This window comes from Methylobacterium sp. Ger2507, assembly GCF_055231875.1.
This window is the reverse complement of sequence record NZ_JBUYVC010000006.1, coordinates 1-17075: the sequence shown is the minus strand read 5'-3', so window position 1 is coordinate 17075 and position 17075 is coordinate 1. Positions and strand designations below refer to the sequence as shown.

Below are 17075 nucleotides of genomic sequence, written 5' to 3'. Positions count from 1 at the left end.
GCGCTGGGCTCAGTCATTGCGCAGGAGATCCGCGAACCGGCGCAACCTTCGGGGCAAAAAATTGAGGGCCACCTCCTGCACGTCCTCGTCGTCGTCGCCGTCCAGGCGATCGAGCACGATGTCGGGCACGAGGGCGCCGTCTTCGTCGACGAACACTGGCTGACTAGTGAAACCGGTTGCACACGGTCCCAGCAGCGCTCTAGCGTCATGACGCTTTAGTGCGGTCGTGCTGTAATGCTACAGCGTTACTCAATGCGACTGCCCTTGCGGGGTTCGATCGCGGCATGCCCATGCTTCTTTAGGACCGAATTGATGCCTTCCACGATCAAGTCGTGGACCTTCACATCGCGGGTGAGAGCGATCTCTTTCAGCCGGCGGTGCGCACCCTTCGGCAGATAGATTGAGGTGTGGACCACGTCCGGGGTTGGGCGCCGGCCGGATGCCGCTGTAGGGGCGGTTGCTGCCACCGGCTCGGCCACCGGGGCAGGGGGAGCGCTAGCGGGTTGCGCCGCAGGCGTCGGCAAGCCGGCGATGATCGAGGGTCGCTTAGTCACTTCGTCTGCTCCTTCGCCTTGCGGTCGGCCCAGGTCCAGAGTGCTCGGATCTCCTCCGCTGCCTTTCCTTCCGGGGCGTATTCGGTGACCCCTTGCCCGGTGGCCATGGCGTCCTGGTGGTCAGCTCGCTGCGTGATCGACGGCTCGGCCAGGACCCCGAACATGCCCAGGCCGCCGGCCGCTTCCGACGTGCGGGAGGACCGCCCGGCTGGGCACTGGTTCAGGACGAAGGCGAACCTGTCCCGCATCCCCAACCGCATCAGGGTCTCGATTGTCGGCATGGTGGCCTGGAGATCGAGCCGTGACGGGCGGGCCGGGATCAGCACCAGGTCGGCGGCCTGCATGGCGATGTTGCCGGCAGTGGACGCGATCCCGGCGGTGTCCAGGACGACCAGCGTGAAGCCTTGGCCCTTCAGCGCGGCCAAGATCGCGGGTAGCTCGGCCAGCCGATCGGAAGGCAGGCGGTCCACTGCGGGGTTCTCCGCCTCTCGTATGTCGCCCCAGGCTGCGAGCGACCCTTGCGGATCTAGATCGAGGGCGATCACACGCTCCCCCGCCGCCGCGGCTGCAACGGACATGGAGGCCGATAGGGAGGTTTTGCCCGCTCCCCCCTTCTGAGTGACAAAGGCGATGGTCCGCATGATCCTCACAGTGTAGCGCTTCAGCGCTATAGCATGGTTGCATGAAAGGGTTACCGCATCATCAAGCTATCGTGTGACCGTGTGATAGTGCTGCAACATGAAAGCGCTGTAGCGCTGTAGTGTCGCTCATGGTCGAAGCGGCCATACCTGCGCCCCGAAAAGCGGCTCGGGGTACAGTGCGATCACGGGCCGTTGGGCAAGGTGCCAAGCTGTTTTGGTGCGTGGAGTCGCGAGATAGCGTCGGACGGCTCCCAATGCGTCCTCTTGATCTCGCACGTCTATGGAACGTCCAAGCACATCGACACGGCGGCCAGCGTATCCTGGATCGTCCGGGCTGTAGCCTAGCGTCGAAGGGCCGAAGTCGGCGGTCTTACGCCATCGAAAAGGGAATGCTCCGTCCGCATGTGCTCGGAAGAAGCCCCATACGTCGATGTCCTTCACCCCGTGCTGACCACCAACGCGGTGGAGCGCTGCACCCTGACAAAGCGCGAGCATCAGCAGACGGCCTTGGTAGCGACCAGCACCAGCTCGGCGAGCGAACAACTCATCGAAGGCGGGGAGGGTGGTTTGTATAAGCCGCTGGAGGAGTTCGTCGGTGATAGGCTCATAGCAGCGGGGAACGCCATTGCAGGGCATTGAGGTAGTCCTTGAGCGGCAGGGCTGCCAGCCTAACACAGACGATGGCCGTGCTGTAGCGCTACAGAATGATAGCACGACAGCGCTGTCGCACTACAGCGCTGTCGTGCTGCTATCAGCCGCTGGTGGTTCTGTTACATTCTTCCAGACGTTCGTTTGAGAGAATGATACGGAGTGAGCGCGATATGTGGGGTAGTGGAGCGGTGCTATGAGCCAATCACCCAGGACGACCTGGGCCGCCTCGCTGCAATCGCAACGAGTGTCCTCATTGACCTTTTCAGGCGTCGTCCGACGACAAGTGGCCTCTATCGCGACCGGCTACTCCTCCTGACGCTTTGCCAGGGCAGCGCACAGCACTTTGTCGATCAGACACAAGGCGTGAAAGACCTCGACGTCTGGGCCTTCTTCCGCGTGCATCCCGATCGTGATTTCTCATGTCGTAGCCGCTGGGTGGCCGACTTCGGACCATCGCACTTAGGACAGCATCCAGACGATGAGGGATTATGGGGACGTCGAGTCGATATACTCGGCCGCTCCATTCACGCTGAGAGCAACGAGGACAGCGTCGAACCCGTGCGGAGATGGCTGGCAAGTGGATCTAAGAGTGCACGGCACTTAGCAAAAAGACCAGTCATCGCTCTTGGGCCGTCGGAGGTCCTAGGCCAGGCGATCTGGCCTGAAGGGCGTGTCAACTAATGGGACCGCCTGTCATGGCCCATGGCAAGTTCGTCGCCTACTACCGGGTCTCCACCGACCGGCAGGGGCGCTCCGGTCTGGGGCTTGAGGCTCAGCAGGAGACGGTGCGTTCCTTCCTGAACGGCGGCTCCTAGAGCCTCGTAGGCGAGTTCACCGAGGTGGAGAGTGGCCGCTCATCGGAACGGCCCGAGTTGGCCAAAGCGCTCACACAGTGCCGGATCAGAGGCGCCACGTTGATCGTTGCCAATGTCTCGCGACTTACCCGCTCGGTGACGTTCCTCTCACGCCTCTTGGAGGCTGGGGTCGAGGTTAGGTTCTGCGACCTGCCACAGATTGAAGGGCCGACCGGACGGTTCATGCTCCAGCAGATGGTCGCCGTGGCCGAGCTCGAGGCCGGTCTCATCGGAGACCGCACGCGTAAGGCTCTGGCCGCCGCCAAGGCACGCGGGAAGAAGCTGGGCACCCCGGCCAATCTGCAGCGTCAGGAGGTTGGCCGTGAACGTGGACGGGCGGCGAGGACCCGCATTGCAGACGCACGGGCGCTCGATCTCGCCGAGACCATCAAGGACGTTCGGGCTTCGGGAGCATCATCGCTCCGAGAGATCGCGACTGCCCTTACTACGCGCGGAATCCCGACAGCACGTGGAGGAACGTCTTGGTCGGCCATTCAGGTGCAGCGCGTTGTTTCTCGAATGTAATATTTAGTAAATGCTTTTTAAAACTTTGGTCTTATGCTCATATACTTTCTAGTGAATACAGCTACGATTCTAGACGTCCATTGGTTTGATTTAAAAGTTTTTGAATTAATTCTATTGAGCAAGGCTGAAATCTGGCCACAAGTTTTATTTTCAATGTTTTCAATAGAAAGAATTTCAGACTTAACTCTGACAATAAAATCTGCTTGGCTTATTTCCCCGAACCCAAATTCCGCCTGCTCAGATTTCGTTATAAATAAAGGCTCATCGATAAAGTTATTTTCTCCCGCTGTTGGCTCGAAGTATTTCTTGGGTCCATAATCCGTAGGCTGTTTTTTCATACGGTTGAAGAATTTATTAAACCCCCTATACATCTTATGATCTACCTGTCGATTTAATATCTTCGAGAAACTCCGAGCCGGGATGCACGCCAGTGATTAGAAGCCGATCGCGCGCGCGGGTGCAGGCGACGTAAAGAAGATGGCGTTCGGTCTCATAGACCTCATCCAAATCCGCTTCATCGACAGCGGTATCGATGCGCTCCTGAAGCGGGAGGATTCCACCGTCACAGGCGAGCACGGCGACAGCCTTGAATTCCAGTCCCTTGGCAAGGTGCATCGTGCCCACGATGACGCCCTCGCCTATGGCTGGCACCGCATCGCCTGGTTCGATTGGCACGAGCCCGGCAGCTTTAGCAACGTCACGAGCGCGGTCGAGCTGCGAGCGGCTGCGCACGAACAGACCGATCTCGTCCGGTTGAACGCCATCCGCTCGGGCAGCAGCAATGAAGGAGACAATTTCGGCACGCTCAGCCGCCTCGTCCTCAACTTTTACGACAAGCGGCATTGGGCCATCAAAAACCGAGACCGTGCCCTTGCGAGCCTCCTCACGCCCGTCGATGTCGCGCACAATGCTTGGTAGCAAACGGTCGGCTGCCTCGCGAATCTGGTGCGAGGTGCGATAGTTCACCTTCAACGTTGTCGATCGCCCCCGCACATCAACGCCAAGCGCCTTCCATGAGAACGGCGGCTGGAAGATGCGTTGACCGAGATCCCCGGCGAAGAAAAGCCTGTCCGTGCCCTCTGGTGTGAGAGCACAGAGCAGACGCAGCTCTGGCACGCCGAGATCCTGCGCTTCATCGACGACGACGTGGCTGAACGGCTTACCTGCGCCTCTAGCATAGTGTGTCGCCAGACCGGCGAACACGCTGGCCCAGGTGGTCAGCCCCTGTGCGTTAAGGCGTGCGCGGGCGTCAGCGAAGATCGGCCAGAGCGCCGCGCGCTGCTTTGCGCCAAGACGGCTTCGCCGACCAAGTCGGGGGGTCTCGGCGTAGGCCGCTTCGCTGTCGAGCTGCCACGCATCGATTACGTGCAGAAACTCAGAGACGAGGAAGCGCTCGGACCACCGAGCGTCCTCGCCAGCAGCTTGGAGTAGTGCAGCTCGGACCTGCGCTTCGGAGGCGATGCGAGTCCGGCGGGCATGAACGAGTTGATGCAACTCCTCAGCGAGCCCGCTCCAGGGAGTGACTGTGATCCGCCCGGCAGATCCAGGCGCGGCGGCGACGAGGACGTCAATCTTGCGCCGGAGCGCATCAGCGAGGGGCTTAGAGAATGTGGTGAGCAGGATGCGATTGGCCGTATCTGCCTGCGCGAGGCGGACAGCACGATGCAGGGCCACAACGGTCTTGCCTGTTCCCGCTGAGCCGGCAACGCGGGCAGGACCGGCGTAGCTGCGCTCGATCACACCGCGCTGAGATGGGTGCAGGAAGACCGACCACGTCTCCCAGGGGGCATCGAGAGCGGCGCGTAGTTCGTCGAGGTTCTCGATTGCGCGGAAGCGGCGCAGAGCATCCGGGTGCTCGTATGGATCCACAAGGGCAGTAGGGGCAGGGGCAGGAGGCCGAAGCGAGCCAGTCGCGGCGTATTCGAGCAGCGCCTCGCTGGCCTCCGCCGGCAGGTGGCTCGCAAGGTCGAAGAAGCGGGCTTCGGTCGCGGCGCGAACTGGCTCAATCCAGTCCTCGGGCACCCCGACGGAGAGGAGGTCGTCGAATGAGAGGGCTTCAAATAGTGCAGGCTCCGGTGAAGGCGCGGGCACATCCCGCGAATGCGACGCGAACAGAGCCGGTGCTGCTTCCTCAACGCGCTCCCGCAACTCGACGATTTGAACGGCACCCGTGCGCGGGTGGGCCTCGATGCGCCGCCGCTCCGCCCAGGCGTATGCCTTGTCGTGATGATCGACGTAGGCAAGCAGCAGGCTTGCCGCGGTCCTGTGGACGATGATGCGGATGTCACGGTTGACCCGAACGGACCAAAAGTTTGGGTCTTTGGCAGCGTCGAGGCGGTGGAACTGAAGCCCCGGTCCCGACGGATCGAGTTGCATGTCGAAAGCTGACGTCTTCACCGCCTTCTGCTCCTGGGCAGGAAGTCGGGCGAGGGCGGCGGTGAAAGTGTCGGCAATGCGGAAGTCCATCACTTATGCCTCGGCGAGCTACTTTCAATTGTATGCAGGAGCTAAAAGGTTTCTTATCTCACCTTTCCTTCCTTCTCTGACGTATATTCCAAATCCAAGTTTTTCTATCAACCCGGGAGCAAGCCGCAATAGCCTTTTAGAGACTTTTTTTATTGTAACTCCCGGCAGAAACTTATTGCTTTGGCCGGCGAGCTGATTGAAAAACAAAAGATCCAAAGCTGAAGAGTCGATCCAATCTACAGTTTCGCTATAACCAGAAACCCAAGTGACCGGAACTCTACCCTCAAATATGAATCTTGCGACTTTTGCCGATCCAAATATACACGAGCCTAAATGAAGCCCGTGAAGACGCTCATCAATACCATCACCCATCCTAAGTAGGCAGTTCCTAAGTTCTGTCCGAGTCAACCTTTCTTCGTTGCCTAGGTATAAGCCGTCATGATCGCCATGAGCTGCAATGTATAGGTATCTACAATTCACATAAGAACCGATTCTTGGTATTGCCTCTTTTATAGCAACTTCGCTATTCGCCATTTCATAGTGATATCTATGAGGGTTACTGCATGATATGTCAGCAACAAGATCAAATAAGCCCCGAACAGAGGTATTTTTTTCTTGCCACCACTTGCTTTCTAAAACCGCTATGTGTGTGTGTTTCGGCATACTATTTATGATATCACCTTCTAAACTTCATATATCTTCATAACTTCATCTCCGAAGTGGTTGATTACCTTCACAGCGATCCGGCCAGTCGCCGGCCGTTGAAAGGGGCGGCTCACATCACGGTAGAGCGTCGCCCAAGCAGCTTCGTCGATTTCGGCCTTCAGTGCAGTCTTCAGCGCCTTGTAAGGGTCGTTAGCGCCGAGGAAGTAGGCGTGTCGGACGAAGAAGCTCTCCTCGTTGTAGTCGGTGTCGATGAACCAGGCGGCGATGCCCTTGATGTCGTTCGAGCGCACATCGCCGGTGTTGGGATCGAAGACGTCAATGCCCTTTACCGCTACCTCCAGCTGGTCGCCGTCGAGGCGGCGGATCTCAATGTCGGGCTCACCAAAGACCACGAACAGGTTGCCCTTGCCCGTCGACTTGAGGTCGTCGGCCATATGTAGGTCGGGGTTCATCTTGGCTTGGAGGATTGGCAGTGGACCAAGCTTCGTCAGCTCGCTCGCATGCGCGTCGTAAGCGAAGGCGCAGGCAACGAGCAGGTCAAAGCGCGCATCCGCAGCCTCACGGGCGGCTGCGACCAGGTCAGGGCGTGATAAAGTTCCGAACTCGGGGCCGATGAGGATTGCAGCACGGCGCTCAACACCCTCGCCCTCAACAAAGCGCCCTTCAGCGCCGATAAAGCGACCGGGCCAGGGCTGGAGCGCAGTGAAGCGGACGCGATCCGCTTTATCGCGTCCCTGCACCCCTGCAGCATGCAGGTTCTCCAGCACCATCGCTGAAAAATCCTGCGCCGGTGCGTCGCGGCGCCCGGCGCGGCGGCCTTCCAACGCATCGAACTCCTCGTCGAGGTCGAGAGCGTCCGAGGGCACGACGCGGTGGGGCGACAGGCTTTCCACCGTGAACGGGCCAGCGACCCGCACCTTGCCCGGGTCTGAGTAGGGCCGGTCGTAGAGCATCTCGACGTCGGCAGACCTAGCGATTGAGGCGTCGATCTCACGCTGGCGCTGAATACGAGCCTTCCACCATGCGGCGTGCGATGCTTTCGCGGTCTCCGTCCACGAAGAAGAGGCCTCGCGTGGGATCTGCCACTCCTCCCAGGTTTGGCCGAGCGCAGCATTCAATTCGCCGCGCACCGGCTCCAGCACCGCCTGGAAACGCTCCCAGATCACGTCGATTTCCGCATTGTTGGCGATCGATTTGAGCGTCACGTGCGGTGCGCGGTCATAGACGAAGCCCTGGCGGATATCGCCATGCGCGGGGCTCAGTGGCTGTGAACGACCAGAGACCGACTGCTCCTTCGCCCGACCTTCAGGGCTGTCGGCGAGGAGATAATAGGGATATCGAGCGCTCATCAGTCGGGTGCGGGCAAGCGCCAGCGCGACACGGCTGGTGTCGATGGTGATCCAGCGGCGGCCCCATTGCTCGGACACGGTCGCGGTGGTGCCAGAGCCGCAAGTAGGGTCAAGGATGAGGTCACCTGGATCGGTGGCCATTTGGATACATCGCTCAACTACTCGGCCTACTGTTTGGACAACATATAGTCGAGGATCTGAGAAACCGCTACTACCGACATCAATCCAAACATTAGATCTGGGTGATACACCAAAATCATCAATAAATCTTTTGTAATATAATCTCTTGCCTATAGGTATGATTCTGTCTGCTTTTGATAGATTCTTTAATCCGCTTACTGTCGTCTTCCAATGAGTGTTATTAGGAAGATCGAAAATTCGACCATTTATCTCAAATGGCACTGAAAGAGCAGAACTATATCCCGCAGAAGCCAAAGTATCCGGCCTAAGAAGCTTAGCTCCATCAGAGATCATTGCTTCTACATTACCAGTCTCAGCAGCAGGGATTGATCTCGCGGGATGACCCTCCTTTTGAATCCAGGTATATTGCGCACTTCCTTCACCACCGGCAGCCTTCTTTGAATATGGCTGCCTATATTTAACTACACTTATATCTTTTGCAAACCAAATAATGTAATCTGTAACAGAAGCAAGAACATTTACCTTTGCAACAGGACTATTTGCACTAGATGTTTTTCTAAAAGTAATCAGTGAACAGAAATTTTCTGCTCCGAATACTTCATCTATAACTGCACGCACTCGGTGCACGTTTTCATCACCGATCTGCACGAAGATTGACCCGCTCTCGTGCAAAAGCTCTCGAGCTACGGTGAGCCGGTCGCGCAGGTAGGTGAGATACGAGTGAATGCCCTCCTTCCAGGTGTCACGGAACGCCTTTACTTGCTCAGGCTCGCGAGAAATGTCTGTCTGCCTGCCGTCCTTGACGTCGCGAGACTGCGTCGAGACCTGCCAATTTGAGTTGAACTTGATGCCATAGGGTGGGTCGAAGTAGATGCACTGCACCTTCCCCTTCAGTCCCTCACGCTCGGCTAGTGAGGCCATGACCTGGAGGCTATCGCCGAGGATCATGCGGTTCGACCAGTGTTGGTCGTGCTGGTAAAACTCGGTGCGCGCCGCGGGATCGATACCGTTGAAATCGGAGAAGAGATCAGGAGCGTCGTTGTTGAGTGATCGACTACCAGCCCGGCGCAGATCGTCGATGATCGCCTTCGGGTGCACCTTTTCTTGAATGTAGAGAGGGGGCGCCTGGACAATGAGGTCGGACCAGTCCTGGTTGTCCTTGCCGCGCCAAACGAGCTGCGCATCACCTATGGCGACCTCGCCGGTGTCGACGAGCGCCTTCACCTGCTCAGGGCTGAGGCGGATGCGAGCACCGCTCCAGACGATCTGAGGATCGAGATCTGGATCGCGCTCGCGGCGCTCACCTTGAGGTAGGGGCCGTGTGCGGGAGTAGGCTGCCGGCGGCAGGCTCATGACCGCGGCATCCGCCTCGGCGAAGGATTGTAGCTCTGCCGTAGGGATGTTTTTGCGTGAGGCTTCCTCGTGGACGAGGGTTTCAACGGTTTTTGAGCTTTTAGCCATCAGTGAGCGAGTCCTTAGACGGCTGCCCCGGCCATATCGAGGAAGCTGTAGAGGTCGATAAATCAGAGGGCCTATGCAGCCACGTCGGGCTGCAGGTGCAGAAGGGAACCAGGTAGCGCTTCTGTAGTGACTATGAAGTTCATGCAGCCGCTGCCTCTGTCGCGATCAGCCCTTTGACGAGTTGTTCAAATGCCTCCTCGATAGCGAACACGTCACGGAACTCCTCGAAGACCCAGCGCCCTTCCGTTCCCAGCGCGTTAACACCGGGCACCCACTGCGTCCGCATGGTTTCAGCCTTGAGTTGCGCATCGCTACCACGAAAGCCCTTAGTTTCAAGGATTAGGTGCAGCGGGTCGGGCCGACCATCATCAAGACGCACGAGAAAGTCCGGGATGTAGCGGCGCGGCACGGCTCCATCGCGGTAGGGCACCTCGAACTGCAAGCCCTGGTTCTTCACGTAAGCGAGCACCCGCGGATGAGCCTCGAGCACACGGGCGAGTTCCGCCTCCCACTCACTGTCGCAGACCGCGTAGTTCACGTGGCACTTGCCCGGTGCGGTCTCCCAAACGGTCTTTGTCGTAGTAAAATTGATGAGGCGGGTCGATCCGCGAGGATTGTAGGGGCTTGGGACAGCCTTGATGCGGTTCTGCCCGGGCGCGCCGCGCTGACAGGCTAGATAGATGCGTTCAATCGCCTGCTCCGCCAGCGAGGCGTAGAGCACTGAGGCGCGTGGGACTCCCTTAGCGACGAGGTAGCCGCCGTCGAGCCATTCGCGGACCACGCGTTGGGCGTGGCCGAACAGATGCACAGGCAGATCCGCATCAGGCTCACGAAAGCGGGTTTCGAGTAGGCGCTTGGCTAAACGGAACGAGAGTTCACTCGGACGCATGCCGGCGAAGGCGTCCTCAGCGTTGAGGTCAACTCCCTCGCCGACGATGCCTTCCATGCGGACCTTCGATGGACCAACGTTTTCGGGTGTGAGCTCGAAGCGGCTGTCCTCGCTAAACGATGCGGTGATCCGCTCGTTTGGGAGGTCGAAGCGATAGCCCTCGATCCGTGGGAAGGCGATCTCGCACTCCGTCCTCTCACGCATCGCGTGGACCCTCACAGTGCGGCGAGGAGCGGCAGGTGGTGCAATCACCGGCTCTGCGGTGAAGGAGAACGGGATGCCGAGGATGTCGGCATATTCGACGTTGAACAGTCCAGTTTCTGGATTGAGCTCATAGGATTGCCGACGGAGGCCACGTCCGACCACCTGCTCGCAGAGAAGCTGTGTGCCAAAGGCTCGAACACCAAGAATGTGAGTGACGGTGTTGGCATCCCACCCCTCAGTGAGCATCGAGACCGAGACCACACAGCGGATGCGCTCGCCGAGGCGACCCTTTCGACCGACTGTGTTCATCACCTCGCGCAGGAGATCAGCATCTGAGGTCTCGTTGGCAGTCTGTGCATCGACGCCGCGCTCGATCCGCTCGCGCTTGAACTGTTCGATCTCGGGCGCCGCCATCTCGCGGAAGGCTGGATCCAGAGCTTCACCGGACTCAAGCTGCTCGCTGTCGATGAGGAGGGTGTTGGGGCGAGATAGCCGCTGTCTGTGGTCGTCGTAGTTCCGAAACAACTTGAGGTGACCGACATGGCGAACCTCTGGCTCGTCATCCTCACTCGGACGCTCGAAGCCTGCGATCCATTCATAGACGAGCTTCGAGGTCGCTGTGTTGTTGCAGACCACGATGAAAACCGGCGGCACGTCGATGCCGGCGCGCTCCCAGGCCTCCGAGGTCTTCTCGTAGTGGGCATAGAGCGCGTGGAGGGCCGTCTGGAGCTGAGCCGGAAAGACATGCGAGAGTGGATCGAGCGCGCCGGCCTTCCCGGCCCCCTTCTTCGGCATGACCTTGCCGATATGCTCCCACAGGTTGCGGTATAGTGGCACCTCACCGCTCGGTAGATTATCTGCGACGGGCACTCGAGGCAGCTTCACGATCCCACACTCGATAGCGTCGATCAGCGAGAAGTCGCTGACCGTCCATGGGAACAGGGTGCCCTCGATGTAGCCCGAGCCGCGCAGGAAGAACGGTGTGGCAGATAGGTCGTAGACCGCACGCACGCCGACCTTGCGCTTGAGCGCCTCAATCCCCGAGATCCAAAGCCTTGCTGCCTCAGCGTTGCGCTTGGCCTCCTCGCGGTCTTCGGTCGCGACCGGCTCCTCGTCGTCCGAGCCTGGCTTTTCGCGGTAACAGTGATGCGCCTCGTCGTTGATGACGACGACGTTCTTGAGTCGTAGGAGGTCACCGCAAGCGCGCTGGAGCATCGCGCCCTCGGTTTCGATCGTTTCGATGGCCTCGCCTCGGCCCTGCAGGAGAGAGCGTCCGACCTTCGAGATCTCCAGGATCTCACGGCGCTTGAAGGCATGGTAGTTCGTGAGGACGATCTTAGCCTTGCCGAGCTCCGGCAGCATGTCGGTCGGGACGAGTTCGCGCGTGGAGTAATAGGCGTCGGGATCGCCCGGCATCAGCACACGCAGGCGATCACGGATTGTGATGCCAGGCGTGACCAGCAGGAAGCCAGTCGTGAACAGCTTTGCATTCGGGCTTCGCACGGCGTTGATGGTCTGCCACGCGATCAGCATCGCCATCACAGTGGTCTTGCCGGCCCCTGTCGCCATCTTGAGAGCGAGGCGCATCAACTCGGGATTCGCACCCTCGTTCGCACTCTCAATGCTACGCCAGAGATGCGCGTATTGCCGTTGTCGGCTTGCGACCTCCGTGAGCCAGATCACCGTCTCAACGGCCTCGATCTGACAGAAGAAGGGGCGTGGTCCATGAAAATCATGGTGACGCCAATGCTGAAGGAGCCGCTGCGTCGCGGGTGTGACGCCCCAATCGGTCGGGTTGTTGAGCATGCGCCATGACGCAACATGCCCTCGGATCTCGTTGATCATGGACGTCAGAACATAAGCCTGACTGTCTGTTGAAAGGCCGCGCTCGTCTCCGAGCAGGAGGCTCGCTTGCTTGGCCTTTCCCTTCTGCTTTTTTGCCTTCGGAACTGGGGTGATCAGCTCCGATCGCCGACGGCCCTCGATCGGCGGTAGATCGAGCGGCTGTCCTTCCGGATCGAGTGCATGGTGACGTGACGGAGCTGCGTAGGGCGAGTTGAGGATCGGTTCCTCGAAGAACGGCTTCGCCACATATGCCTCCCCAAGCGCGACCTAAGCGCAAGTGTCTCGGGAAACAGTAGAACCACCTCTCCACGTGGGCGAGAGGCGAACGCTGGCGGGAATGAACATGCGCGCGCACCGTTACCGGTCTGCAACTAGCGTTCCCTCAGTGGAGCGGATCTCGACGATTAGACCTGAGATGATCAGCGACCTTCGTAAGGTCGTCCTGGCTGATGTTGCGTAAGGCATGAAGGAACCTGCCGAGTGCCTCCTCCAGAGTGTGCCCTTGGGCCTGCGCGGCATCCTTCATCCTCTCGAGCTCCACCTCGGAGAACCTCTGGCCGGTGAGGTGCTCCAGCTCTTGGAAGGCGATGAGGTGGGCGACCTGGTCTCTGATGCTCATACGGGGCCTAGAGTCTTCCCTGATGGGGGAGCCTCGCTACCTGATCCCGCCTCTTCCAAGGGTAAAATCAAGCCGACCGTGAGCAAAGCGCTTCGCGACCACGGAAATCGGCTTTTCGCGAAGTCGCTCTTGATCGAATGGGCGAATGCGAGAGCGTGCACGACTAAGCAGCTCTCGCCCAATTTGTCCTTCCAGCGCGAAAACGGCGTTTTGGCAGGACGTCTGCCGGACATCTGCATGACGTCTGCTAGGTGTTTGATCCCGCAGTGTGGTGATACGGTTGAGTACCTTGCTGCGAGGGAAGCGCTATGGGCCAGGTTCTCCATGGAAGCGCCACCACGACGGAGGCAGTCCGTCGCGCGATTCAATTACGTGAAGAGAGCGTAAGGGCGCTTGCCCGGCGCTACGGTGTCAGTCCGACGACGGTGCAGAAGTGGCGCAAGCGGACGACGACGGCAGATGCCCGGATGGGACCCAAGGAGCCGCGCTCCACCGTCCTCACGCCTGAGGAGGAGGCGATCATCGTCGCCTTTCGGCGTCACACTCTGCTTCCCCTCGACGACTGCCTCTACGGTCTCCAACCGACGATCCCGCACCTGACCCGGTCTTCGCTGCATCGCTGTCTGGAACGGCATGGGATCAGCCGACTGCCCGAGATCGACGGCGACAAACCCAAGAAGCAGCGCTTCGCGAGCTACGCCATCGGCTACGTCCACATCGATATTGCCGAGGTCAGCACGGCTGAAGGCAAGCTCAGGCTGTTCGTAGCCATCGACCGAACCAGTAAGTTCGCCTTCGTACGGCTGGTCGAAAGCGCCGGCAAAATGGAGGCGGCCCAGTTCCTGCGCGACTTCATCGAAGCGGTGCCTTACCGCATCCACACGGTGCTCACGGACAACGGCATTCAGTTCACGTCACGCCAGCGGGATATCTATGATAGTCAACACATCTTCGATCGTGTTTGCGACGAGCATAGCATCGAGCACCGTCTCACCAAGGTGAACCACCCTTGGACCAACGGGCAAGTCGAGCGAATGAACCGAACGATCAAGGACGCAACGGTCAAACGCTACCACTACGACAGCCATGCTCAGCTTCGAACACACCTGCATCTGTTCGTCGATGCCTACAACCACGCCCGCAGGCTCAAGACCCTACGTGGCCTGACACCCACTGAGTTCATCCTCAATGCCTGGACGAAAGAGCCCGATCGCTTCAGGATCGACCCGTCACACCTCATTCCGGGACCATACACCTAGTGCGGTTGGCGACGCCGACCACGATGGTAGCAACGGCTACGCCCTACCGGTACATCGGCGTTGACCCGTTCTCCCGACGGTCTTGGGCTCCAATCGTTTTGCGTGCAGCTTCTTGCCTTGAAGGGCAGTAAAGGTGATTATGATAACCGAATTTCCACAATGCCGGCCAGCGGAGTTTTGATCGAATGGTCAGTCTCACAAAAGACATACTAGAAGAATCTTGGGTAATAGCCATTGAAAGGCTAAATAAATTTGGGGTTTTTGCAGATGAGCGCGGAAATTTTCCAAGCTCTTATTCGATAGATCAATTCGAGGCAGGTCTTCGAGATAGGGGATATGAAGGCGGAAAACTAAAGGTATCCGAACTAGATCCTCCAAAGAACGGAGTGAGTCTCGTTATATTCGATAGCGCCAAATATACAGGTTCAGAAAATGCAGTGCTGGCTTGGAACAACGAATATCAAAATCGATGGCACGACATAGTCAGCGACCGTGTAGCGAACTGGCTTGATCGTTTGAACAACCTAAAGACAGAAATAGAAGGCTGGTTGCCTAATGGCGTGTCTATTAAGCCACGCTCTGCAATAGCTATGAACGAAGAGATGATGATGAAATTTGGAGTGCCACCGGCACATATGCCAAGCTTCGATATACACGATGGCCCAACGCGTCTTATGCGCGTTCAACCTAAAGGTCTTTGGATTATCGGGGCTAATGGTCGTGTTGATCTCATAACTAAAAGCTCTTCATATATACTCGTGGATAAATCTGGACGAGGATCGGACCGATCTGATTGGCAATACTACAGTCAAGATAGCAAAAGGCAAGCAACCCAATTAAATTCGGTTTCTTTTCTCTCGTTGCTGAAGTAAAGTTATGGGCATATTCATCGATATTTCCGATCAGTGGCGGATTGCGGACAATGCGTTTGCGACTCTCGAAAGCAATGCATTCGCTGCAGACGACGATGCCGCATATGATGCAGCTAGTGAGCAGCGGAAAAGAAATGATCAGGCATATTTCTTATACTTATTTACGAGATTTGAGCAAGCAGTTACTAACGCTGCAAAGATTGTAGTACTCAATCGTTCGAATGGCGTTGCATGGCAAGACAGTAGAATATGGGATGCTTGGAAATCTATCGTCATTCGCGATGAGAAAAATACACACTTTATGTCGAAGGTCGAGGTTCTTATTGATAAATCCTTGAATGATTATAGTGTGATCAAGTTATATTACGGCGGACGCAATAACATCGGTCACGGTGGAACTTTTACAGAACAGTTTGTAATTCCAGAAGTTGCGATATATATGGAAAGCATAGCAAGTTCCTTTCCGAATACATGATTTCGCTTCGCCGTTAGCGACTTAAACCGAAATACGCTTTGTTATGTCCCGCCCTGCTCATCCGCTCTATGCTAAGTCGCCAGATCAGCCAAAGCGCAGCTTAGTGCTTGCCTTTAACTGTCCAGAAAACGACGTGACCCTGTTGGCGAATTCCGAGGGGTGGTGGTCTGGGTGTAGGATGGCCGTCCCGCCCGGAGGCCACTCATGTCGCTCCGCCCGCAATCCGTGCTCCCGCCGGTGCCTGAGGACACCGCCCGGATCGCTCGAACCGCGTTTCGCCGCGGCAATCCCTACCTGCTGCTGCGGGACCGCCTCGGTCCCATCTTCACCGACGCGACGTTTGCCGACCTCTATCCGGCGCGCGGGCAGCCCGCCTACGCGCCCTGGCGTCTGGCCCTCGTCACGCTGATGCAGTTTCGCGAAGGCCTGAGCGATCGCCAAGCCGCCGAGGCCGTCCGAGCTCGGATCGACTGGAAGTACCTGCTGGCGCTCGACCTCATCGATCCCGGCTTCGACCACAGCCTCCTGTGCGAGTTCCGGGGCCGGCTCCTGCAGCACGCGGCCAGCGAACGCTTGCTGGGCCGCATCCTTGACGCCGCGCGCGATCAAGGCCTGCTCAAGGCGCGGGGCCGTCAGCGCACCGACAGCACACACGTGCTGGCGGCCGTGCGCGACCTCAATCGGGTCGAGCTCCTGGCCGAGACACTGCGTGCGGCCCTCAATGCCATCGCAACAGCCGCCCCGGCTTGGCTGCGTGCTCTCGCCCCGCCCGAGTGGCACACCCGCTACGATCATCGCGTCGAGGAAACGCGTCTGCCGGAGACCGGCGCGAAGCGGGAGGCTTACGTGCTCCAGGTCGGGGCTGATGGCCATCGCCTGCTCGACGCCCTGGACGACGCGGCTGCGCCGCCATTGGCCGCGGCCTTGCCCGCCATTGCTGTCCTTCGGCGGGTGTGGGCGCGCCACTTCGAGCGGTGGAACGGCACGGACGGCGAAGCCGACCCGGTGCGATTACGCGACGCGCGCGGGCGTGGTCCGGGCGACCGGGTCGAGTCGCCCTATGACATCGACGGCCGGTTCCGGGCCAAATCCGGAACCGACTGGACCGGGTACATGGTCCACCTGACAGAGACCTGCGATCCCGGCCTGCCGCGGCTGGTCGTCCACACTGACACCACGCCGGCCAACGTGCACGAAGCCGTTCGCACCGGCGCGATCCACGAGGCGCTGTCCGAGGCAGGCTTGGCTCCATCCGAGCATCTGGTCGATGCCGCATACGTGAGCGCCGAGCAGCTGGTGGTGGCCAACGCACGGCACGGGATCGACCTGATCGACCCGACGCGGTCCAATCATAGTTGGCAGCGGCGCAATGCCGAGGCGATCCAGGTGACGGACTTCGCCGTCGACTGGGAACGCCGCAGCGTGCGTTGCCCGGAGGGGCATGAGAGCACGAGCTGGGGCGAGTACCGGGACACAGTGAACGGTCGCCCGTTCATCCGAGCCGGCTTCAGCCCTGGCGATTGCCGGCCCTGTCCGGCCAAACCGCGCTGCACCCGAGCGGCAAGCCGTCGGCTGACCCTGCATCCGCGTGCCGAGCACGAGGC

12 protein-coding genes and 1 pseudogene are annotated in these 17075 nt (G+C 58.9%); 6 read left to right on the top strand and 7 right to left on the bottom strand.

The features are described from left to right. Positions 1-245: 245 nt before the first annotated feature. Complete coding sequence (locus tag ACV7NL_RS24840) at positions 246-467, bottom strand: hypothetical protein (RefSeq protein WP_463357415.1); 222 nt, start codon at positions 465-467, stop codon at positions 246-248. Positions 468-550: 83 nt separating this feature from the next. Further along, positions 551-1195: an AAA family ATPase gene (locus tag ACV7NL_RS24835; RefSeq protein WP_463357414.1), complete on the bottom strand. Its 645-nt coding sequence runs from the start codon at positions 1193-1195 to the stop codon at positions 551-553. A 444-nt stretch (positions 1196-1639) separates the two neighbouring features. Between ACV7NL_RS24835 and ACV7NL_RS24830 the strand changes: the two genes are divergently transcribed. Beyond that, positions 1640-1834 carry a hypothetical protein gene (locus ACV7NL_RS24830; RefSeq protein ID WP_463357413.1) on the top strand — a complete coding sequence of 65 codons (195 nt, stop codon included), beginning with the start codon at positions 1640-1642 and terminating at the stop codon, positions 1832-1834. A 707-nt stretch (positions 1835-2541) separates the two neighbouring features. Next, positions 2542-3225 (top strand): annotated as a pseudogene (locus tag ACV7NL_RS24825) (recombinase family protein). A 372-nt stretch (positions 3226-3597) separates the two neighbouring features. Here ACV7NL_RS24825 and ACV7NL_RS24820 read toward each other — a convergent pair. From ACV7NL_RS24820 to ACV7NL_RS24800, 5 genes are all read right to left on the bottom strand, one after another. After that, positions 3598-5691: a 3'-5' exonuclease gene (locus tag ACV7NL_RS24820; RefSeq protein ID WP_463357412.1), complete on the bottom strand. Its 2094-nt coding sequence runs from the start codon at positions 5689-5691 to the stop codon at positions 3598-3600. Between the two features lie 24 nt (positions 5692-5715). Beyond that, positions 5716-6354, bottom strand: coding sequence for a hypothetical protein (locus tag ACV7NL_RS24815; RefSeq protein ID WP_463357411.1), 639 nt, complete (start codon positions 6352-6354; stop codon positions 5716-5718). 20 nt (positions 6355-6374) lie between these two features. Then, positions 6375-9308, bottom strand: a complete 2934-nt coding sequence (locus ACV7NL_RS24810; protein WP_463357410.1) for a site-specific DNA-methyltransferase — start codon at positions 9306-9308, stop codon at positions 6375-6377. 139 nt (positions 9309-9447) lie between these two features. Continuing rightward, a complete protein-coding gene (locus ACV7NL_RS24805) occupies positions 9448-12492 on the bottom strand; it encodes a BPTD_3080 family restriction endonuclease (RefSeq protein ID WP_463357409.1) in 3045 nt (1014 codons plus the stop codon). A 136-nt stretch (positions 12493-12628) separates the two neighbouring features. Continuing rightward, entirely contained in the window at positions 12629-12865 is a 237-nt protein-coding gene (locus ACV7NL_RS24800; RefSeq protein ID WP_463357408.1) for a hypothetical protein, read from the bottom strand. A gap of 308 nt (positions 12866-13173) precedes the next feature. Between ACV7NL_RS24800 and ACV7NL_RS24795 the strand changes: the two genes are divergently transcribed. From ACV7NL_RS24795 to ACV7NL_RS24780, 4 genes are all read left to right on the top strand, one after another. Beyond that, positions 13174-14124, top strand: a complete 951-nt coding sequence (locus ACV7NL_RS24795) for an IS481 family transposase (protein WP_463357407.1) — start codon at positions 13174-13176, stop codon at positions 14122-14124. Positions 14125-14309: 185 nt separating this feature from the next. Further along, positions 14310-14996, top strand: coding sequence for a hypothetical protein (locus ACV7NL_RS24790; protein ID WP_463357406.1), 687 nt, complete (start codon positions 14310-14312; stop codon positions 14994-14996). A 4-nt stretch (positions 14997-15000) separates the two neighbouring features. Beyond that, on the top strand, positions 15001-15471 hold the full coding sequence (locus ACV7NL_RS24785; protein WP_463357405.1) for a hypothetical protein: 471 nt from the start codon (positions 15001-15003) through the stop codon (positions 15469-15471). 204 nt (positions 15472-15675) lie between these two features. After that, positions 15676-17075, top strand: a 1400-nt coding sequence (locus ACV7NL_RS24780) for an IS1182 family transposase (RefSeq protein WP_463357404.1), incomplete at its 3' end; no start/stop codon positions are given.

Coding starts and splice junctions, on each gene's coding strand:
- ACV7NL_RS24795 (WP_463357407.1), top strand. CDS start 13,174: ATGGGCCAGGTTCTCCATGGAAGCGCCACCACGACGGAGGCAGTCCGT.
- ACV7NL_RS24790 (WP_463357406.1), top strand. CDS start 14,310: ATGGTCAGTCTCACAAAAGACATACTAGAAGAATCTTGGGTAATAGCC.
- ACV7NL_RS24820 (WP_463357412.1), bottom strand. CDS start 5,691: ATGGACTTCCGCATTGCCGACACTTTCACCGCCGCCCTCGCCCGACTT.
- ACV7NL_RS24815 (WP_463357411.1), bottom strand. CDS start 6,354: ATGCCGAAACACACACACATAGCGGTTTTAGAAAGCAAGTGGTGGCAA.
- ACV7NL_RS24800 (WP_463357408.1), bottom strand. CDS start 12,865: ATGAGCATCAGAGACCAGGTCGCCCACCTCATCGCCTTCCAAGAGCTG.
- ACV7NL_RS24835 (WP_463357414.1), bottom strand. CDS start 1,195: ATGCGGACCATCGCCTTTGTCACTCAGAAGGGGGGAGCGGGCAAAACC.
- ACV7NL_RS24810 (WP_463357410.1), bottom strand. CDS start 9,308: ATGGCTAAAAGCTCAAAAACCGTTGAAACCCTCGTCCACGAGGAAGCC.
- ACV7NL_RS24785 (WP_463357405.1), top strand. CDS start 15,001: ATGGGCATATTCATCGATATTTCCGATCAGTGGCGGATTGCGGACAAT.